This is a genomic window from Novosphingobium sediminicola, from assembly GCF_014196525.1.
Taxonomy (GTDB): domain Bacteria; phylum Pseudomonadota; class Alphaproteobacteria; order Sphingomonadales; family Sphingomonadaceae; genus Novosphingobium; species Novosphingobium sediminicola.
In genome coordinates, this window is sequence record NZ_JACIDX010000003.1 from 371,384 (window position 1) to 389,032 (window position 17,649).

The window sequence follows — 17,649 nt, forward strand, 5'->3', positions numbered from 1 at the left end:
CCTTGCGGCTTTTCTGTTTCAGAGCGCAAAGGGCATCGAGCGCAGCCTCTTGCCCGTGGCGTCAAAGATCGCATTGGCCAGCGCGGGGATCACTGGGGGCAGGGCCGGTTCGCCCAACCCTCCCGGCTGCGCATCGGAGGGGACAAAGGCCACCTCCACCGGGGGCAGGCGGTCTATCCGGGCAAAGGGGTGATCGTGGAAATTGCTTTGCTGAACGCGACCGTTTTCGATGGTGATCTTCTGGCCATTAAGGGCTTGCGACAATCCATCGAGGATCGAGCCGCGCACCTGCGCCTCGGCGCCCAAGGGGTTGACGATCTGCCGCCCCACATCGCCCGCCGCCCAGACCTTGCGGACGGTGACGGCTTTGCCTTTTACCGCTACTTCGACCACTTCGGCAAAATAGCCGCGATGGCAGAAATAGAAGGCAAAGCCGCGCCCGATGCCCGGCTTGCGCGGGACATTGCCCCAATCCGACATGGCCATCGCCTTTTGCACCACGGCGCGGGCGCGGGCGGTGTTGAACGAGCGGGGCGTCTCACCCGCCTTGTCGGTCTCGCCAAATTGCTTGTCGGCGGTGAAGAGGTCGAGCATCAGCGCGGGCAGGCTGCGCCCTCCGGCGCGCGCCACCTCGTCCAGAAAGCCTTGGAACACAAAGGCATGGGCATTGGAGGTCGGCGCCCGCATCGCGCCCAAAGGCATGATGGTGGGAAACACCGAATGGGTCATCTCAATGTCCGGGATCAAGCCTTCGGGCATATGGAAAGGCGCCATATTGGCGAAGAATTGCGGATCCTCGCCGGGGCCGAAGGAGACGAAATGGTTGGTAAAGGCGGTGAGCCTGCCGGACTGGTCGATCCCCGCCTTGAACTTATGCCAGCCTGCGGGGCGGTAGAAATCGTGGGTGATATCGTCGGTGCGATTATACAGGACATTGATCGGCACGCCGGGCATGGCCTTGGCAATCGCGCCCGCCTGCGCCATGAAATCGCTCATCAGCCGCCGCCCGAAGCCGCCGCCGATCCGCGTGACATGGACGGTGATGTCGCCCTCGGCCACGCCAACGCATTGCGCCACCAGCTTGCGCCCGTTTTCCGGCTGCTGCGCCGGCGCCCAGAAGGTCAGCTTGCCGTCCTTGAACAGCGCGGTGCAATTTTGCGGCTCCAGCGTGTTATGCGCCACGAAAGGATAGTCATAACGCGCCGAAATCACCTTGGCGGCCTTGCCCAGCGCGGCTTTCGCATCGCCCGCCTTGAACGCCACCTTGCCCCCGCCCGCATCCAGCAGCGCCTTGGCCCGCGCCGCATAGGCCGCATCGCCATGGCCTTGCGCGGCGCTCTCATCCCATTCCAGCACCAGCTTGTCGCGCGCCTGCTGGGCATACCACCAATTGGTCGCGACAATCGCCACGCCGTCGGTCAGGCTGTCGACGCTGCCCGCAAAGGTGCCTTTGGCCTTGACGCCCTGGATGGGGATCACCGCCTTGACGCCCGGCATGGCTCTGGCCGCCGCATCATCCACCCGGCGCAGCACCGCGCCGGGCGAGGGCGGGCCGACAAACACCGCATGGAGCATGCCCGGCAGGCGCGTATCAATGCTGTAAAGCGGATCGCCCCGCACGATTTTGGGCGTATCCACCCCGCCGCGCCGCGATCCGATGATGGTGAATTGCTCTGGTGATTTAAGGCGCAGATCGCCCGGTTTCGCAGGCGCCAAACCCGCCGCCTCCTGCGCCAGCGCGGCATAGGGCAGGGAGCGCCCGGATGCCTTGTGATGCGCCACACTGGCCGCCGTGGAAATTTCGGCCACCGCCACGCCCCAGCGCGCCGCCGCCACGCGAACCAGCATATCGCGCGCCGCCGCGCCGGCCTGACGCATCGGGAGATAGCCCATCATCGTCGACATCGACGCGCCCGAAAATTGCGGCCCATAGCGCGCCGGGTCCAGATCGGCCTGTTCCACGCGCACCTGCGCCCAATCGGCGTCCAGTTCCTCGGCCACGATCATCGGCAGGCTGGTTTTGATGCCTTGGCCCATTTCGGGGTTGCGCGCGGCGATGGTGATCGCGCCGGATGTGTCGATGGCGACAAAGGCGGTCAGCACCGCTGCGCCCTGCGCCGCGTGCACCGGAACGGAAAAATCCACCAGCAACCCGCCGCCCGCCAGCGCCGAGGCGCGCAGGAATGACCGCCGCGAAAGTTCAGCCTGCATGGGATGTTTCCTTCGCCGCCAGTTCGATGGCGTCCATGATCCGGTGATAAGAGGCGCAGCGGCACAAATTGCCGCTCATGCCCTGCGTGATCTGAGTGCGCGTGGGTTTGGGCGTTGCAGCCAGCAAGGCGCTGGCCGACATGATCTGGCCCGCCTGACAATAGCCGCATTGGGGGGCGTCCACCGCCACCCAAGCCTTTTGCACCGCCGCGCCGATGGGCGTTTCGCCCACGCCCTCGATGGTGGTGATTTTTGCCGCGCCCACCGCGCCCAGCGGCGTCTGGCACGAACGCACCGCCGCCCCGTCCATATGCACCGTGCAGGCCCCGCACAGCCCCGCGCCGCAGCCGAATTTTGTGCCCACCATATTCAGTTCGTCGCGCAAAACCCAGAGCAGGGGCATGTCATCGGGCGCATCGACGCTGCGCGCCGCGCCGTTGATCGACAGCGTGATGGCCATATCAAAGCCGCCCATATTGCGTGACCGCCGCCTTCAGGCTGCGGAAACGCTCGATAAAGGGATACATCGCGTGTTCGACATTATCGAGCTCGCGCGATTTTTTGAGGATCTCGGCGGCCCGCGCCTTGGGCACCACGACCACGCCGTCCATATCGGCCACGATGATATCGCCCGCCTCGATGCGCACGCCGCCGATGGTGACGGGGATGTTTGATCCGGCAAAGCGGAAATGGTTGACCGTGGTGGAGGGGACGACCGAGCGGCTGAACACCGGGAACTGCAGGCGCGAGAGTTGCGGCGTGTCGCGCAAGCCCCCATCGACAATCGCGCCCGCAAAGCCGCGCGCCTTCATCGTGGTGGACATCAGCGCGCCGATCCCGGCAAAATCCTCGGCCCCGTCCATCGCCATCACATAGACCGAACCCGGAGCGCCCGCGTCAATCGCGTCGATCATGCCCTGCTGGGCCGGGCTGCCCTCCTTGTGCTCCTCGCGCTTGAGGTAAACCGTCAGCGCGCGGCCGGTGAATTTGGTGGTCATATTGGGGCGGAACTGATGGGGAAGGTAATTGCGGATGCCGTAAAGCTGCTCCATCGCATCGGCCACGCTGGAGGCTTCGACGCGGTTGAATTCATCGACCATCGGGTCATTGACCGGGGCGAGGGCGGGATAGGCGGCGGCTTCGGGTTCCGCCGAGAGGGCGGGCGTGGCCAGCAATATCAGGGCAAGAGCAAGTTTACGCATCGGTTTGGTCCTGCAAAAGGGAGGTGTCGAGCTGGTCGTTCGGATTGATGAAGAGCCATGCCAGAGCGCCCAGCAGGCTGAGACAGGCGGCAAAGACGAAAGAGGCGGTCCAGCCGAAGCTGTCGGCCAGCCATGGCGTGAGCGAGGCTGTGACCACGCCGCCGATCTGGTTGGCCATGTTCATCACGCCCGAGACGGACCCGGCACTGCGCCCGCCCAGATTGGCCGAGATGGTCCAGAACGCGCTTTGCGACATATAGAGCGCGCCCGCGCCGCCGGCGAGGAACAGCGTGGCAAGGCGCGCGTCCGCCACCTGCGTTGCCAGCGCGACAAATATCGCGGCTACGGCCAGCGCAGCCGAGGCGGTGTAACACCGCCCCACTCGCGCGCCCTTGGCGGCGGTCAGGCGGTCGGCAAGGAACCCGCCCAGCGGCGAGGCGATGGCCATGGCGAGGAAGGGCAACATGCCATAGATCCCGCTGCTTTTGAGATCGAGCCCGCGCACGCCGGAGAGATATTTGAAAAACCATGTGAAAAAGATGTAGGCGACATAGCCGTAGGTGAAATAGGACAAGGCCAGTAGTGCCAGCGTGCGATTGCCCAGGATCGCGCCCCAGCCCATTGGCGCCACCTCGGCCCTGGCCGTTGCCCCTTCGCGGATCAGGCGCAATTCGCCCGGCGAAACGCCCGCCATCTGTTCTGGACGGTCCCGCACCGTCATCAGCCAGAAGGCCATCATCGCCACGCCAATCGCGGCGCTGACATAAAAGGCCGATTTCCAGTCGGCATGGATCAGGATCGCGGTGATGAGCGGCGGGGCAATGCCCGCCCCCACGCCAACGCCCGCAAAGATGATGCCATTGGCCAGACCCCGCTCGCTGGCGGGAATCCAGTTGCCCACCATGCGATTGCTGGCCGGAAAGATCACCGCCTCGCCAAGACCAAGCAGGAAGCGCACCGCCATCAGCACGCCCATCGACCATGCATAGCCCCCCGGCACCAGCGCGGTGGCCGCTGTCAGCGCGCTCCACCACACGATGCCAAGGGCAATCACGCGGGTGGGGCCGAACAGGTCGGCGACGCGCCCGGCCAAGGGTTGGGCCAGCGCATAGCCTGCGACAAAGGCGCTGAACACCGCGCCCAGTTGCAGGTTGGAAAGGCCGAAATCCTGCTGGATTGCGGTGGCGGCGATGGAGATATTGTTGCGATCAAGGAAAGACACCGCCGCAATGGCAAACAGCGCAAAGACCACGCGCCAACGCACGCGCGTGACAGAATGGGGCACAGGCAGGATCATTCCTCTCGCTTTCCTTATTGGGCGCAAGCCATAGCAGGGCAAACCAAACCGTAGCCTAATGGAGGCGAGGTCAACTCCAACGAAACCGGCGGCGTTGAGGATGTGCCGGTGGACGGCATCTCCATCGCCATCGGCCACAAGCCGGACGCTGACCTTTTCATGGGTCAGTTTGAGATGGACAATGCTATATCGTCACGTGCGGCCGCGCCGTGGACAGGCCACCGCAACCAGCATCCCCGGCGACTATTCCGCAACCGGCGAAGCTGACCAGCTTCGCCCTGCTTGCCCCCTATCGGATGGCTTCGGCATCCGGCTGTTGCATGAAAAACCGCCGTTCCGCGCCTTCGGGGTCGCGCGCCACCCGGCATTGCGCATCGATGATCATCGTTTCGCGCCGCTCCAGCGTATAGGCGGGCCATTGCGGTTGCCCCTTGGCTGCGGGACGTCCGGTGTGGGCAAAATACGCCCACATCTGGCTCATGTTTTGCGCGGTTTTCAGGCGGGCCGGGGCGCGCGGGCCGAATTCGGGCGCGGTGTTGAATTTCATCGGAATGTCGGAGGCATGGGGAGATCCCTGCGGATAGGCGGTGCCTTCGACCGGCGTGGGGTCGCGGTAATCGAGGATATAGGCATAGGCCGGAGCGCCGTGCTGACGCGCCTTGGCCTCGGCGATATGGATGGCATGAGCGCGCCATGGCGCAGCAGTGGCAATCGCCATATAGAGCTGTGATGGGCTGGCATGGGGCCGGGATGCGCGAAAGCTGGCGATCCATTCGCCCGCGCGCGGTCCGGCCATGGCGATCACTCGGGCGAAAAGGCCCGCTTCATCCAGCCGGAAGGCCGCCGGATCGAGCCGGTTGAAAAACACCGCCTCATCCCGGCAGCCGCCGATGATCAGCGGTTTATGCGCGGAAATGGCCGGGGCAGACCGCGCAAAGGGTTCCTCGGGCAGGATGGTGCCGTCGATGAAGGGCCAGAACATCAAGGATGGCGGGCCGGAAGGCTGGCCGGGCAATGTCGTGCCGGGTTGCGCCGATGCGTCGTCGCCCGCCTGCGCCTTCATCAACGCCTCGGCGGGCAGGGATAGCAAGGCTTTGGCATCGCTGATCCCCAGCCGTTTCATCACCTCGCGCGTTACGGCGCTGGCCGCATCGGGATCCATATGGCCGGGGCCGATCGGGCTTTCGATCGAGGCCTTGTGGAAATAGGGCGCGGCCGAAGGCATGGTATAGAGGCAGGCGGTCTTTCCCCCGCCGCCGCTTTCGCCAAAGATCGTGACATTGCCCGGATCGCCGCCAAACGCGGCAATGTTGCGCCCCACCCAGCGCAGCACCATCACCAGATCCATCAACCCCTGATTGCCGGGATAGTCCTCGCCCAGCATTTGACCGAGATAGAGATAGCCCATGATGCCGAGGCGGTGATTGGATTGCACCACCACCACATCATTCTCCGCCGCCAGCCTTGCCGCATCCTGCCAAGGGGCCGCGCCCGAGCCGACGACGAAGCCGCCTCCGTGCTGATAGACCATGACAGGGCGGGGTTTGCCATCCAGCGCCGGGGTCCAGACGTTGAGGAACAGGCAATCCTCGGCCGGGGCGGGGCGGCCCGGCCCCATCGGTTGCCCGGCGGGCTGGAGCGAGGGGGCGCCAAAGGCCGAGGCATCGCGGATGCCGCTCCATGTCGGCGGCGGCACGGGCGGGCGGAAACGGCGGTCCGTGCCGGACACTGAACCGGCATAGGGAATGCCGCGAAACACTTTCACGCCCCGGTCATGGATACCCAGCAGGCGGCCATCGTCGGCTTCCACCATCGGCCGGTCGGGCGCGGCCGCGCGCAACAGGCTCGGCGCGCCGATCAAAGCCAGACCGCCGGTTTGAAGAAAGCTGCGCCGGTTGAACGCATCGAAAGCCGCCATCACAAGATCCCCGCAAGAACAGCCATGGAGCGTGGGGATTATGCGCCCCTTGCGCCGGTGGCCGGATGGCGATGCTTCTTGCGATAATCGGGCGTGGCAAACAGGGTCCTAAATCAACTGCGCGCAACGCTTTCGCACAGGGTCACGGCATGGCGTGCGGCCATGGCATCGCCTTCGCACACCGCGCGGGCCAATTGGCACGTATAGTCGAGCAGCACATCGGGCAGCGGTTCGAGGATGCGTTCGAGCGCCACGGCATCGGATTGCAATTGAAAATAGAAGATGCAGCGCGCCAGCATATGCAGCACCCTGTTGCCCGCCACATCGCCCAGCATCCGCCAGATCAGCACTTGTCCGGAATGGTCGGCTGTGTCGAAATCGCGGGCCTGCAATTCGTCCAGCGTGGCCCGCAACAGGTAGGCCTGTTTCGGCGTTCTTCGCTCGGCGGCATAGGTTGCGGTGGCCAGATTGATCGACCAGATGATGTCGCGCGAGGTTTCCCGGTTCAGGTTTTGCAGCACGAAATGCGGATAAAGCGCGCGCACCACCGCGCCGGGCGACGGCTGGCGCAAGGCGATGCCGCCGCCGCGACCGGGGACCATTTCGATCATCTCCAGTTCTTCCAGAATGCGGATCGCCTGCAAAATGATAGGCCGCCCGCTGGAATGGGTTTCCTCCAGTTCGACCAGCGTGCCCAGCCTGGCCCGACCGCCGGGCGGGACCGGGCGGGCCTGAAGATCGGCCACGATCCGGCGCGCGATGACCAACGCGCGCGTGTCGCCCATCGCGGGCAGGTGGTTATCGGCTCGGTCAAAGGTCTGCGCCAGCGCCGATAGGATGCCGCCCACGAAATCGAGCGAGGCGGTCGGACGTTGCGCCATTTCGGGCATCAGAATGTCCTGTGCGCCCCGCACTTCGTCCCGCCCGGCGCCGATGGCGGACAGATAGATGGCCATCAGCTCGGCCGATTCCTCGATCGCGGGAACCCGCAGCGCCAGCCCGCCATGCACGCCCCGCCGCACCGAGCCGAGAAAGCGCGATTCGAGAATCCGCAGCGCCTGCCGCACCGCCTTGGGCGAGGCTTGATAGTCCTGCGCCAGATCGCGTTCGGGGCCGAACACCGGCCTGCCGTCGCGGTGATGGGCCAGCAGCGCGGTTTCAAATTCCGCGACCAGTTGGATGGCGGCCTTGCGCGGGCCGTGGGATGGGATTTGCGACGCAATTTCGAGCGATTTTGTCAGCATGGAATGGTTCCGGGGCGGGGTTGCTTGTTCTGGATGCCGTCCCTTGCGCGATTTTGGACCCTCTTTTCCCTTCGGCGCAAGTCCTAATGCATGGACCAACAGGTGATGGACCGCTGTGCGCAGAGGATTGTTTTCGGCCTGTGATGAAAAAGTATCACAATAATTATATAGGGTGGAGAGGTTGATTTATTCTCAAGATATTGGGAATAAATTGCTGTGATTTTCATGAAAATCTTCATCCTCCATTCAATAAATTCAGGAGGATTGTACATGAGGAAATGGTTTCTGCTTTCGGCCACGGCGATGGCCTGCAACCTTGCGCCCGCAGGCGCTGCCTTCGCGCAGACTGCGCCTGCCCCGCAGGAGGCCAAGGAGATCATCGTGACCGGCGTTTTCGCGGCCAAGGCGGCGGAAAAAGCGCCCATCTCGGTCAATGTCGTCACGGCCAAGGATCTGGCCCAGCAGGTGGCGGTTTCCTCGGCCGATCTGCTCAAGAACGTGCCGGGCGTTTTCGTGAATTCGGCGCTGGGCGAAATCCGCAATGTGGTGTTTTCGCGCGGGATTTCGGCCAACTCGCTCGATGGCGCGGGCGGCTATTATTACGTCTCGTTGCAGGAAGACGGGTTGCCGGTCGATCTGCTGACGGCCAGCAATTACGGGCCGGACTATTACCTGCGTTCGGACATCAATCTGGGGCGGCTGGAAGGTCTGCGCGGGGGCACGGCGGTGATCACCGGGCCGAATGCTCCGGGCGGGATTTTCAACTATATCTCAAAGAACGGCAAGACCGATCCGGGCGTCGCGGTTGATCTGAAATTCGGCCTTCAGGGCAATGGCAAATTGCCGCAATATCGCGCCGATGCCTATATCGGCGGGCAGTTGCGCGACAATCTCTATTATTCTATCGGCGGTTTCCTGCGGTTGGATAATGGCACGCATGATGCCGGCTATGCGCTGAACAAAGGCGGTCAGGTGAAGGCCAATCTGCTCTATGACTATGAGGGCGGCTCGCTGCAACTGACCGGCAAATATCTCAATGATGCCAATACGTGGAACGAGTTCACGCCCGCCTTTGGCGGCACGCGGATCGCGCCGGGCTTTTCCAATGTGACCTCGAACCTGCAACCGGTGTCGGGCAGCCATTGCTATCCGGTGGTGGGCGGTGGCAGCGGTTGCTGGAACCCGTCCAATTTGGTGCAGAACGAGTCGATGGCGCTGGGCCTGAATTGGCGGCAGGATCTGGGCGGCACGTTCAAGCTCGATAACAAGCTGCGCTATAGCTATAACCGCTCGAACTGGGGCGCGGGCGCTGTGCTGTCGGTGGTTTCGCTGCAGGACCCCATCGTCAACATCCTGATGGGCACGGCTTTCCTCCAGCCCGGCACGCTCAATTATTACAATGCGAACAGCGGTACTCTGGCCGCATCGATGCAAGCGGGCGGTTCGGCCAGCGTGTTTGCGCCGGGCTATTTCAATGTCACCGCCAACAATCTGCCCAATCAGAACATCATTGCGAACAGCAATCTGCCCGGCAATATCGGCGCCTATGTCGGCTTTGGCAATGCGCAGAAGTCTTGGTCGAACCAGATCTCGGACCAGCTCACGCTGACGGGGGATGTGGGCAATCATCACCTTGCGCTGGGCGGGTTTATCGGTCTGGCCAAGCTCTCGACCGATTATTCGGGCGCGCCGGGCATCGGCCTGATGACCATGACGCCTCAGCCCCAGATGCTGACCGTCACCTATACGCCCAATGGTTCCTCCACGCCCTATCTCGTCACCAGCCCGGCGGGCTTTGGCGGTATGGGTCAGCCTGCGCTGACCAGCTATAACGGCACGCAGAAACAATATTCACTCTTCTTCGGCGATAGCTGGAAAGTGACCGACAAGCTGACGCTGGAAGCTGGCGGTCGCTGGGAGGCGATTGATTACGACATCCGCAACCAATCATGGAATTCCAGCCCCTTTGCCCTGTTCCCCATGGGCTTTGGCTCGCCGGTGGGCGGGGTCGATGGCAATCCCTATACGCTTTATGACAATGGCGTTTCCAGCGCGGGCGCGGTCTATCGTACACAGCGGAACTACAATTACTTCAACTACTCGCTGGCCATCGATTACGATGTGAACAACAATCTGACCACCTATGTCCGCTATTCCAACGGCAAGAAGGCGCCCGATTTCGGCGGCATCCAGAGCATCAACACGCCGGGGCAAATCGCCACCTCTTTCCCCGCGCCCCAGCGGATTCAACAGGTCGAATTGGGCATCAAATATGTGCGCGGCGGCCTCAACCTGCAATTCTTCCCGTTCTACAGCCTGCTGCAAAACGTGAACGTGCCCGCCGTGTTCAACTATACGTCCGGGCCGCAGACCGGCCAGCAATATGTCGAACCGGCGTTTCAGGGCCAGATCAAGACTTTCGGTATCGAAATCGCCGCCGCCGCCCGCGTCACGCCCAGCCTCAATCTCCATGGCAATCTGACGCTGCAGGACCCCAAGGCCAGCAATTTCTACAACTGGGCGCAGGGGCCGAAAGGCGATGGCACGGATGATGTGAAGACGCTGATCGCGCGCGGGGATGCGGATAATAATCCCAAGATCATCCTGCGCGGCGGGTTCGATTACGCGCCCATCGCGGACGTGAAAATCTTCGGCACCGTGTCCTATCTTGGCAAGCGGGCGGCCAATGCGGCCAACGCCTTCTATCTGCCCGCCTTCACCACGGTGGACATGGGCGCATCATGGAACATCACCAAGCATATCAAGGCCCAGTTCAACGTCAGCAACCTGTTCAATCAGGTCGGCATCATGTCATGGTCGGCCACCGGCTTCCTTGCCAGCCTTAACCGGCAGGGGCTGACGGCGGCGCAATATAACCCGAATGCCATCTATCCCGTCGTGCCCAGCCAGGCGCGCTCCTTCGTCTGGACGGTGTCGGCCCGGTTCTGATGCGCGGATAGACCACGTTCCTCTCCTGATCCTCCGCAGCCTCGTGCAGGCTGCGGAGGATACTTTTTACCGGAGTCCGGCTGATGCCCAAGCCCTTGCTTTTCTTTTCCCTGCTCGCCGGTTGCGCGCTGGCCGCTCCGCTGGCGGCGCAGACCACGCTGGTTGAGGGGTTTCAAAACCCGCCCGCCTCGGCGCGTCCGCGTGTGTGGTGGCATTGGCTGAACGGCAATATCACGCGTGAGGGGATCGACAAGGATCTTGACTGGATGGCCCGGATGGGGATCGGCGGGGTGCAGAATTTCGATGCCGGGCTGGCCACGCCGCAGATCGTGCCCAAGCGGCTGGTCTATATGCAGCCCGACTGGAAAGAGGCCTTTCGTCATGCTGTGATGAGCGCCGAGGCAAAAGGGCTGGAATTCACCATCGCTTCCTCGCCTGGCTGGAGCGAGACAGGCGGCCCATGGGTGCCGCCCGAAGACGGGATGAAAAAACTGGTCTGGTCACAAACCGATGTGCTGGGCGGGCAAAGTTTCAACGGCAGGTTGGCTGATCTGCCCCATGTCACCGGGCCATTTCAAAACCTGCCGAGTTCGGAACCTTTTGCCTCCGGCGCGGATGGCAAATTGCCTGAGGCATCGGGGCAGGTGGCCGTTCTGGCGGTGCCGGTTCGCGCGGCGGCCTTGCCCATGCCGCGCGTGATGGGGGGCGATGCGGCGGCGCTGCTGGACGATGATCTGCAAACCGCACTAGAACTGCCCTTGGCTGCTGATGGCAGCGCCGTGCTGGAAATGGCTTATGACCACCCCGTCTCGGTGCAATCGCTTCGTGTTTTTGTTCACGATGCCCAGCCTCCCTTTGCCCCGCCGCGCTATCGCGCCCATCTGGAGGCGCAGGTCGATGGCGCATGGCGCAAGGTGGGCGATGTGGGCCTCTCGGCGGTGGCCAGCACGATGGCATTCGGCCCGATCATCGCATCACGCTTCCGCTTCGTGATCTCGACCAACTCGGTCCCCTCCGCCGACAATTTTCTGGGCAGCGTGGCGGGCGCCGACATCACTCCGCTGTTCCCATCCTCCGGCCCTGTGACGAAGGTCCGCATCGGCGAATTGCGCTTTCTGTCCGGCCCTGTCGTGCATCAGGCCGAAACCAAGGCGGGCTTTGCCACCGTTGCCGATTATGCCGCCATCGAGACGCCCGTTGCGGGGCAGGGCGGCGTGCCCGCCGCTGATATTGTGAACCTGACCGGGCAGGTCAAACCTGACGGCACACTGGACTGGACTCCGCCTGCGGGCGGGGCCTGGCGCATCCTGCGCTTCGGCTGGTCGCTGACCGGCAAGTCGAACCACCCCGCAACCGCCGAGGCCACCGGGCTTGAGGTGGACAAATATGATGCGGCGGCGGTCGAACGCTATATGCGGCGTTATCTGGCGCTCTACCGCGATGCGGTTGGGCCGGAATGGATGGGCGAAAAAGGCATACGCGCGATCCTGACCGACAGTATCGAGGTGGGTGCCTCAAATTGGACACCGCGCCTGATGGAGGAATTCCGCCGCAGGCGCGGCTATGATCCGCTGCCCTTCCTGCCTGCGCTGACCGGGGTGGTAGTGAGTTCGGCGGTGCAATCGGACCGGTTTCTGCATGATTTTCGGCAGACTTTGGCCGATCTGATGGCGGACTCGCATTATGGCACCGTGGCCCGCGTCGCGCATGAAAATGGCCTCAAGGTGTATGGTGAGGCGCTGGAAGCGGGGCGCCCGGTGCTGGGCGATGATATGGCGATGCGGGCACGTGCCGATGTGCCGATGGCCGCGCTTTGGGCGTGGACGGGGGGCAAGGGCGCGCGCAGCGGTTATCTTGGTGATATGCGCAGCGCGGCCTCGGTGGCGCATTTCTATGGGCAAAATCTGGTGGCGGCGGAATCGATGACCTCGGCCTATTCGCCATGGGCCTTTGCGCCCGCTGATCTCAAACCCGTGGTCGATCTGGAATTTGCAGCGGGCGTCAACCGGCCCATCATCCACACCAGCGTTCACCAGCCCGAGGATACGAAACTGCCGGGCCTTTCGCTGGGCATTTTCGGGCAATATTTCAACCGGCACGAAAGCTGGGCCGAGATGGCGCGACCATGGGTCGATTATATCGCGCGCAGTTCCTATCTGTTGCAACAGGGCCGGTTCGGGGCCGATATTGCCGTGTTCAACGGTGAGGATACGCCCGTGACCACCGGTTTTTCAGCCGGGATTCCCAAGGGCCTGCCGCGCCATTACGGCTATGATTTCCTCAATGCCGAAATGCTGGGCCTTCTCAAGGTTGAAGGGGGGCGTGAGGTGGTCAGCCCCGGCGGCGCACGCTATCGCGCCATCATGCTGGGCGGCACCAGCCGGTTCATGACGTTGGGCGCGCTGCGTCGTCTCAAAGCTCTGGCCGAGGCGGGTGTGCCGATCATTGGCGACAAGCCGCAGCGATCACCCGGCATGGCCGACGATCCGGCGCAGTTCGAGCGTGAGGCCGATGCGCTTTGGCGCAATCCGCGCATCATCGCGAGCGGCGATGTCGAAGCGGCTATGGGCAAGCTCGGCCTTGCCCCGGATTGGAAGAGTTTGACCCCTGCTGGCGCGGATTTGCAATTCGTCCACCGCATCCTGCCCGAAGGCGACCTCTATTATGTCAGCAATCCGGGCGATCAGGTGGTTAAAACCGAGGTCGCCCTGCGCGCCACCGGCTCTGCGCCGCAAATCTGGAACCCGCGCGATGGTTCGGCCATTCCGGCCCCCGCGCGCAAAACTGGCGCGGCGACCATCATCCCGCTCGATCTTGCCCCGCATGATTCCCGGTTTGTCGTCTTCCACAACTCCCCGCCGCCCAAGGTTGCACAGGGCGTGGAAAAGCCGGTCCTCTCCTTGACCACGCCATGGCGGGTCAGTTTCACCGGCCTCGCCGCGCCCGCGCCCATGATGATGCCGCGCCTGAGCGCTCTCAACACCAGCGCGGACAAGGCGCAGCGCTATTTCTCCGGCAAGATAACCTATGGCAACAGCTTCACCTTGCCGCGTTCAACCCGGCCGGGCGCGCCGCTGATGATCGACCTGGGGCGCTATGGCGATGTGGCGCAGGTGCTGGTGAATGGCCGTCTGGCCGGGACAGTGTGGTTTGGCGGCGATCGGGTGGATATTGGCGCGCTGGTGCGCCGGGGGCGCAATGAACTGACGGTGCGGGTGGCCAATTTGTGGGTTAACCGCCTGATTGGTGACGCCCAGCCCGATGCCCGACCGGTCACCTGGACGGCGGTGAAAACCTATCGCGCCGATGCGCCCTTGCGGCCATCCGGGCTGATTGGGCCGGTGCGTCTGATTTCGCGCGACACGCGCTGATTTTTGCTATGGTTAAGTATCTTTGGAGTCTCCATCCATGAAACGCCTTACCCCGCTGCTGCTTTCCGCTCTTGTTGCCGCCCCCGCACTGGCCGCCAGTCAGGGGGCCGATGTGGCCCGGATCGAATCCGGCACCTATGCCGCCGACCCCACTCATACCGCCGTTGCCGCGCGGGTCGATCATCTTGGCTTTTCCAAGACCACCCTGCGCTTTGCCAAGGCAAGCGGGGAATTGACCTTCGATCCGGCAAAGCCTGAGGCCGCCACGCTGGACGTTTCGGTCGACGCCATTTCGCTGAGCACCGATACGGAGGCGCGCGACAAGGAATTGCGCGGGGCGGGGTTCTTCAATGTCGCGGCCTTTCCTACCGCGCATTATGTCGCCGGTGGGCTGGTGCGGGTGGACGCCACCCATGCGCGGGTCAATGGTCGGCTCACCTTGCTGGGTGTGACGCGCGATGTGCCGATGGAGGTGACGCTGATCGGGGTGGGCACGGGTCTTGCCAATGACAAGCGGATTGGGGTGACCGGCCATATGCAGATCAAGCGGTCGGAATTCGGCATGAAAACCTTCCTCCCCTTTGTCGGCGACGATGTGAGCATCGACATTGACGCCGAATTTTCAAAGAAGAAGTAAAAGATGAGCAGCGCCCCTCTCCACTATCGCCCGATGGCCATCATCCTGCACTGGGCGATTGCCGCCCTGCTGATATTTCAACTGGGGCTGGGATGGCATATGACCGACATGCCGCGATCGGCGGTGATGTTCGCGGCGTTTCAGTTCCACAAGAGCATCGGCATGGCCATCCTGCTGCTCTCGGTGCTGAGGGTGGCGGTGCGGGTTGCCTCGCCCCGGCCCGCGCCGGTAGAGGGGCCGCGATGGCAGACCTTGCTGGCCTCGGGCGTCCATGGGCTGCTCTATCTCTTCATGATCGGCGGGCCTTTGACGGGATGGGCGCTGGTTTCAACCGCGCCGGTGGCGATGGCGACCTTGCTGTTTCACACGGTGCCCCTGCCGCATCTGCCGATCAGCCATGACTGGCATGATGGGATTGAGGCGGGGCATTCGCTGCTGGCATGGCTGGGCGCGGGGCTGATTGTTCTGCATATCGGCGGGGCGCTGAAGCATCAGTTGGCAGCGCGGCGTGAGGAATGGGTGGTGCCGCGCATGATGCCCGCCCATGTCCGCTCTGTGTGGGGTGCGTTGGTGCTGGCGCTGGGCGGGCTGGGGGTCAGTTTCGCGCTGCCTTGGGGGATCTATCGGGCGGCCCCTGTGTCGGCCGCTGCCGTCACGCCCGCTCCCGTTACGCCCACGCCCGTTGCGCCTGTGCCTGTCGCTTCTGAAGCGCCTGCTGTCGAGGAAGCCCCGGTTGCCGCCGCATCGGCGGAGCCGGACAAGCCCTTGACCCATGACTGGGCCATCGAGCCGGGCGGGCGTCTGGGTTTTTCTGCCACAGTCAATGGCGGGCCGGTGGAGGGCCGTTTTGGCAAATGGACGGGCAAGGTCACCTATGATCCCGACCACCCGGAGGCAGCCAAACTGACCGTAACGGTTCAACTGGTCAGCGCATCGAGCGGCGACCAGACGCGCGACGGCATGTTGCAGGGGCCGGAATTCTTCGGCTCTTCGCCGATGGGACGGGCGGTGTTTGTGGCCAATGGGTTCAAGCCCGCCGGGGGCAGCAAATTTGCCGCCGAGGGTCGTTTGTCGATCAATGGCGTGACGGTGCCGGTCACGTTGAACTTCGACCTGCGGATTGCCGATAATGCGGCCACCGTCAAAGGCAGCGCGCGGCTCGACCGCGCCGCGCTTCATGTCGGCACCGGGCAATGGAGCGGGACGGATCAGATCGGTTCGGAAGTCGGCCTTTCCTTCAACCTGAAGGCGCATCGCAAGTAAGAGAGGAAGGTTACGCTTTGGGCGCGATGGCATTGTCGGCTGGCGTTGTACCTTCGGCGGGATACGGCTCTGGTGAAATAGGGCTGGCGCGGCCAGCCCTATTGGCGGCTTTATTGGCGCGGCGCGGGCATCAACGTGGCGCTGTCCCAATGTTCGTCCGCCTTGCCGTCGACAAAGCGCCACATGTCGAACCAACTGGTCGTATAGGTTTTGCCCGGTGCGCGCGGATCGGGCATTGTGGCGACCGTTACCACCACAACCTTGTCGCCTTGCGCCAGAACGCTGACCACGGGAGCGGAAAGCCGCGCCGGGATGGGTTTGGGTTTCATGCCGATCGAGGCAAAAAAGTGGACCACCGTGTCCCGCCCGGATGCGACATTGGGGTTATGCTGAATATAGCGCGGCGTGAGATAGGCCGGGGCCTGGTCCCAATGCCCCGCCTCCAGCAGGTCCTTCATGATATGATAGGCGGTCTGCAAATTGCGGTTGAGCGAGGGGTTGGGATGGTGGAACAGGGCTTCTGCATTGGGCGCGGGAGTGACGGTTTCCTGCGCGGCGGCGGGTTGGGCGGCAAGCAGCGCGCCGCTGAGAACGGACCGAAGATGGTTTCTTGAGAACATGGCCAGTTTCCTTCGAGGTCATCACAAACTGTTCGCCGTGATCGCGACAGAGGGTTGAGGGACCATCGAATGCTGATCGAAACAAGGGATCAGAATTGGGCAATGTTCTTGTTCGAGCCACACAAGCTTGCGTTCCAAGAGCATTTTCACATCCTTTTCCGGCCAGAACTGCGGCGTGCGGATCGCGGTGCACAGGTTGATCTTGCCCGAAAGGCAGCTTTTGTACTGGTGACGCCCGCGCCCACTTCGCGCACGATGCCTGCGCCTTCATGGCCCACAATGCTGGGGAAGATGCTCTCCGAATCAAAACCATCGAGCGTATAGGCGTCCGTATGGCAAATGCCGCTTGCCATGATCTTCACCAGAACCTCACCGGCCTTGGGGCCTTCAAGATCAACCTCGACGATTTTGAGCCGAGTTTTGGGCGCAAAAACAACGGCGGCTCGGGTCTTTATCTGTCTGCTTCAATCTTGCAGTGACCTGCAAATCGCAGCCATTCAGGCCGAGAGGACCCCCTGATCGATGGCGCCAAAGGGTTTGGCGCCGGTGCTGGTGATCGCCTCCATGCGGATGGTGTCGCCAAAATGCATGAAGGGCGTGGTGGGTTTGCCGTCGGCGATGATCTCGATGGCGCGGCGTTCGGAAATGCAGGCCGAACCGCGCGCGGCATATTCGGCATTCGACACCGTGCCCGACCCGATGATCGTGCCAGCGACAAGGTCGCGGCTGCGCGCGGCATGGGCGATGAGCTCGGGGAAGGAAAAGCCCATCTGGTCGCCGCGCACGAGGCCGAAACGCTCGCCATTCCATGTGACGGAAAGGTCCGCGCCGATCCGCCCCTCGGCCCAGTCCGCGCCCAATTCGTCGGGCGTGACCGCAAAGGGCGCCATCGAGCAGGGCGGCTTGGCCTGAATCCAGCCGAAGCCGGTTTTCATTT

Annotated in this window: 12 protein-coding genes and 1 pseudogene; 4 read left to right on the top strand and 9 right to left on the bottom strand. The window is 63.2% G+C overall.

The features are described from left to right. Positions 1 to 18: 18 nt before the first annotated feature. The 6 genes from GGR38_RS05840 to GGR38_RS05865 all read right to left on the bottom strand — a co-directional run bounded on the left by GGR38_RS05840 (position 19) and on the right by GGR38_RS05865 (position 7,872). Positions 19 to 2,211 (bottom strand): xanthine dehydrogenase family protein molybdopterin-binding subunit, encoded by a 2,193-nt coding sequence (locus GGR38_RS05840; protein WP_183623591.1) that lies wholly within the window; start codon positions 2,209 to 2,211, stop codon positions 19 to 21. Further along, on the bottom strand, positions 2,201 to 2,671 hold the full coding sequence (locus GGR38_RS05845) for a (2Fe-2S)-binding protein (protein WP_183623593.1): 471 nt from the start codon (positions 2,669 to 2,671) through the stop codon (positions 2,201 to 2,203). The genes GGR38_RS05840 and GGR38_RS05845 overlap by 11 nt, the downstream gene beginning before the upstream one ends. A 1-nt stretch (position 2,672) precedes the next feature. Further along, positions 2,673 to 3,413 (bottom strand): RraA family protein, encoded by a 741-nt coding sequence (locus GGR38_RS05850; protein WP_221227014.1) that lies wholly within the window; start codon positions 3,411 to 3,413, stop codon positions 2,673 to 2,675. Beyond that, entirely contained in the window at positions 3,406 to 4,710 is a 1,305-nt protein-coding gene (locus tag GGR38_RS05855; protein WP_183623595.1) for an MFS transporter, read from the bottom strand. Before GGR38_RS05855 ends, GGR38_RS05850 begins: the two co-directional genes overlap by 8 nt. A gap of 289 nt (positions 4,711 to 4,999) precedes the next feature. After that, positions 5,000 to 6,628: a carboxylesterase/lipase family protein gene (locus GGR38_RS05860; protein WP_183623597.1), complete on the bottom strand. Its 1,629-nt coding sequence runs from the start codon at positions 6,626 to 6,628 to the stop codon at positions 5,000 to 5,002. A 113-nt stretch (positions 6,629 to 6,741) separates the two neighbouring features. Further along, entirely contained in the window at positions 6,742 to 7,872 is a 1,131-nt protein-coding gene (locus GGR38_RS05865) for a FadR/GntR family transcriptional regulator (RefSeq protein ID WP_183623599.1), read from the bottom strand. A 270-nt stretch (positions 7,873 to 8,142) separates the two neighbouring features. Between GGR38_RS05865 and GGR38_RS05870 the strand changes: the two genes are divergently transcribed. From GGR38_RS05870 to GGR38_RS05885, 4 genes are all read left to right on the top strand, one after another. Further along, positions 8,143 to 10,821, top strand: coding sequence for a TonB-dependent receptor domain-containing protein (locus tag GGR38_RS05870; protein WP_183623601.1), 2,679 nt, complete (start codon positions 8,143 to 8,145; stop codon positions 10,819 to 10,821). Between the two features lie 83 nt (positions 10,822 to 10,904). Then, a complete protein-coding gene (locus tag GGR38_RS05875) occupies positions 10,905 to 14,192 on the top strand; it encodes a glycosyl hydrolase (RefSeq protein ID WP_183623603.1) in 3,288 nt (1,095 codons plus the stop codon). 37 nt (positions 14,193 to 14,229) lie between these two features. After that, positions 14,230 to 14,829 carry a YceI family protein gene (locus tag GGR38_RS05880; RefSeq protein WP_183623605.1) on the top strand — a complete coding sequence of 200 codons (600 nt, stop codon included), beginning with the start codon at positions 14,230 to 14,232 and terminating at the stop codon, positions 14,827 to 14,829. A gap of 3 nt (positions 14,830 to 14,832) precedes the next feature. Continuing rightward, complete coding sequence (locus GGR38_RS05885) at positions 14,833 to 16,092, top strand: YceI family protein (RefSeq protein WP_183623607.1); 1,260 nt, start codon at positions 14,833 to 14,835, stop codon at positions 16,090 to 16,092. A gap of 110 nt (positions 16,093 to 16,202) precedes the next feature. Here the strand turns inward: GGR38_RS05885 and GGR38_RS05890 are convergent, their stop codons facing one another. From GGR38_RS05890 to GGR38_RS05900, 3 genes and pseudogenes are all read right to left on the bottom strand, one after another. Continuing rightward, positions 16,203 to 16,712 (bottom strand): nuclear transport factor 2 family protein, encoded by a 510-nt coding sequence (locus GGR38_RS05890; RefSeq protein WP_183623609.1) that lies wholly within the window; start codon positions 16,710 to 16,712, stop codon positions 16,203 to 16,205. Between the two features lie 168 nt (positions 16,713 to 16,880). Further along, positions 16,881 to 17,167, bottom strand: a pseudogene (locus GGR38_RS05895) (alcohol dehydrogenase catalytic domain-containing protein); the annotation flags it as partial. A 42-nt stretch (positions 17,168 to 17,209) separates the two neighbouring features. Next, the coding region (locus tag GGR38_RS05900; RefSeq protein WP_183623611.1) for a fumarylacetoacetate hydrolase family protein at positions 17,210 to 17,649 on the bottom strand (440 nt) is incomplete at its 5' end.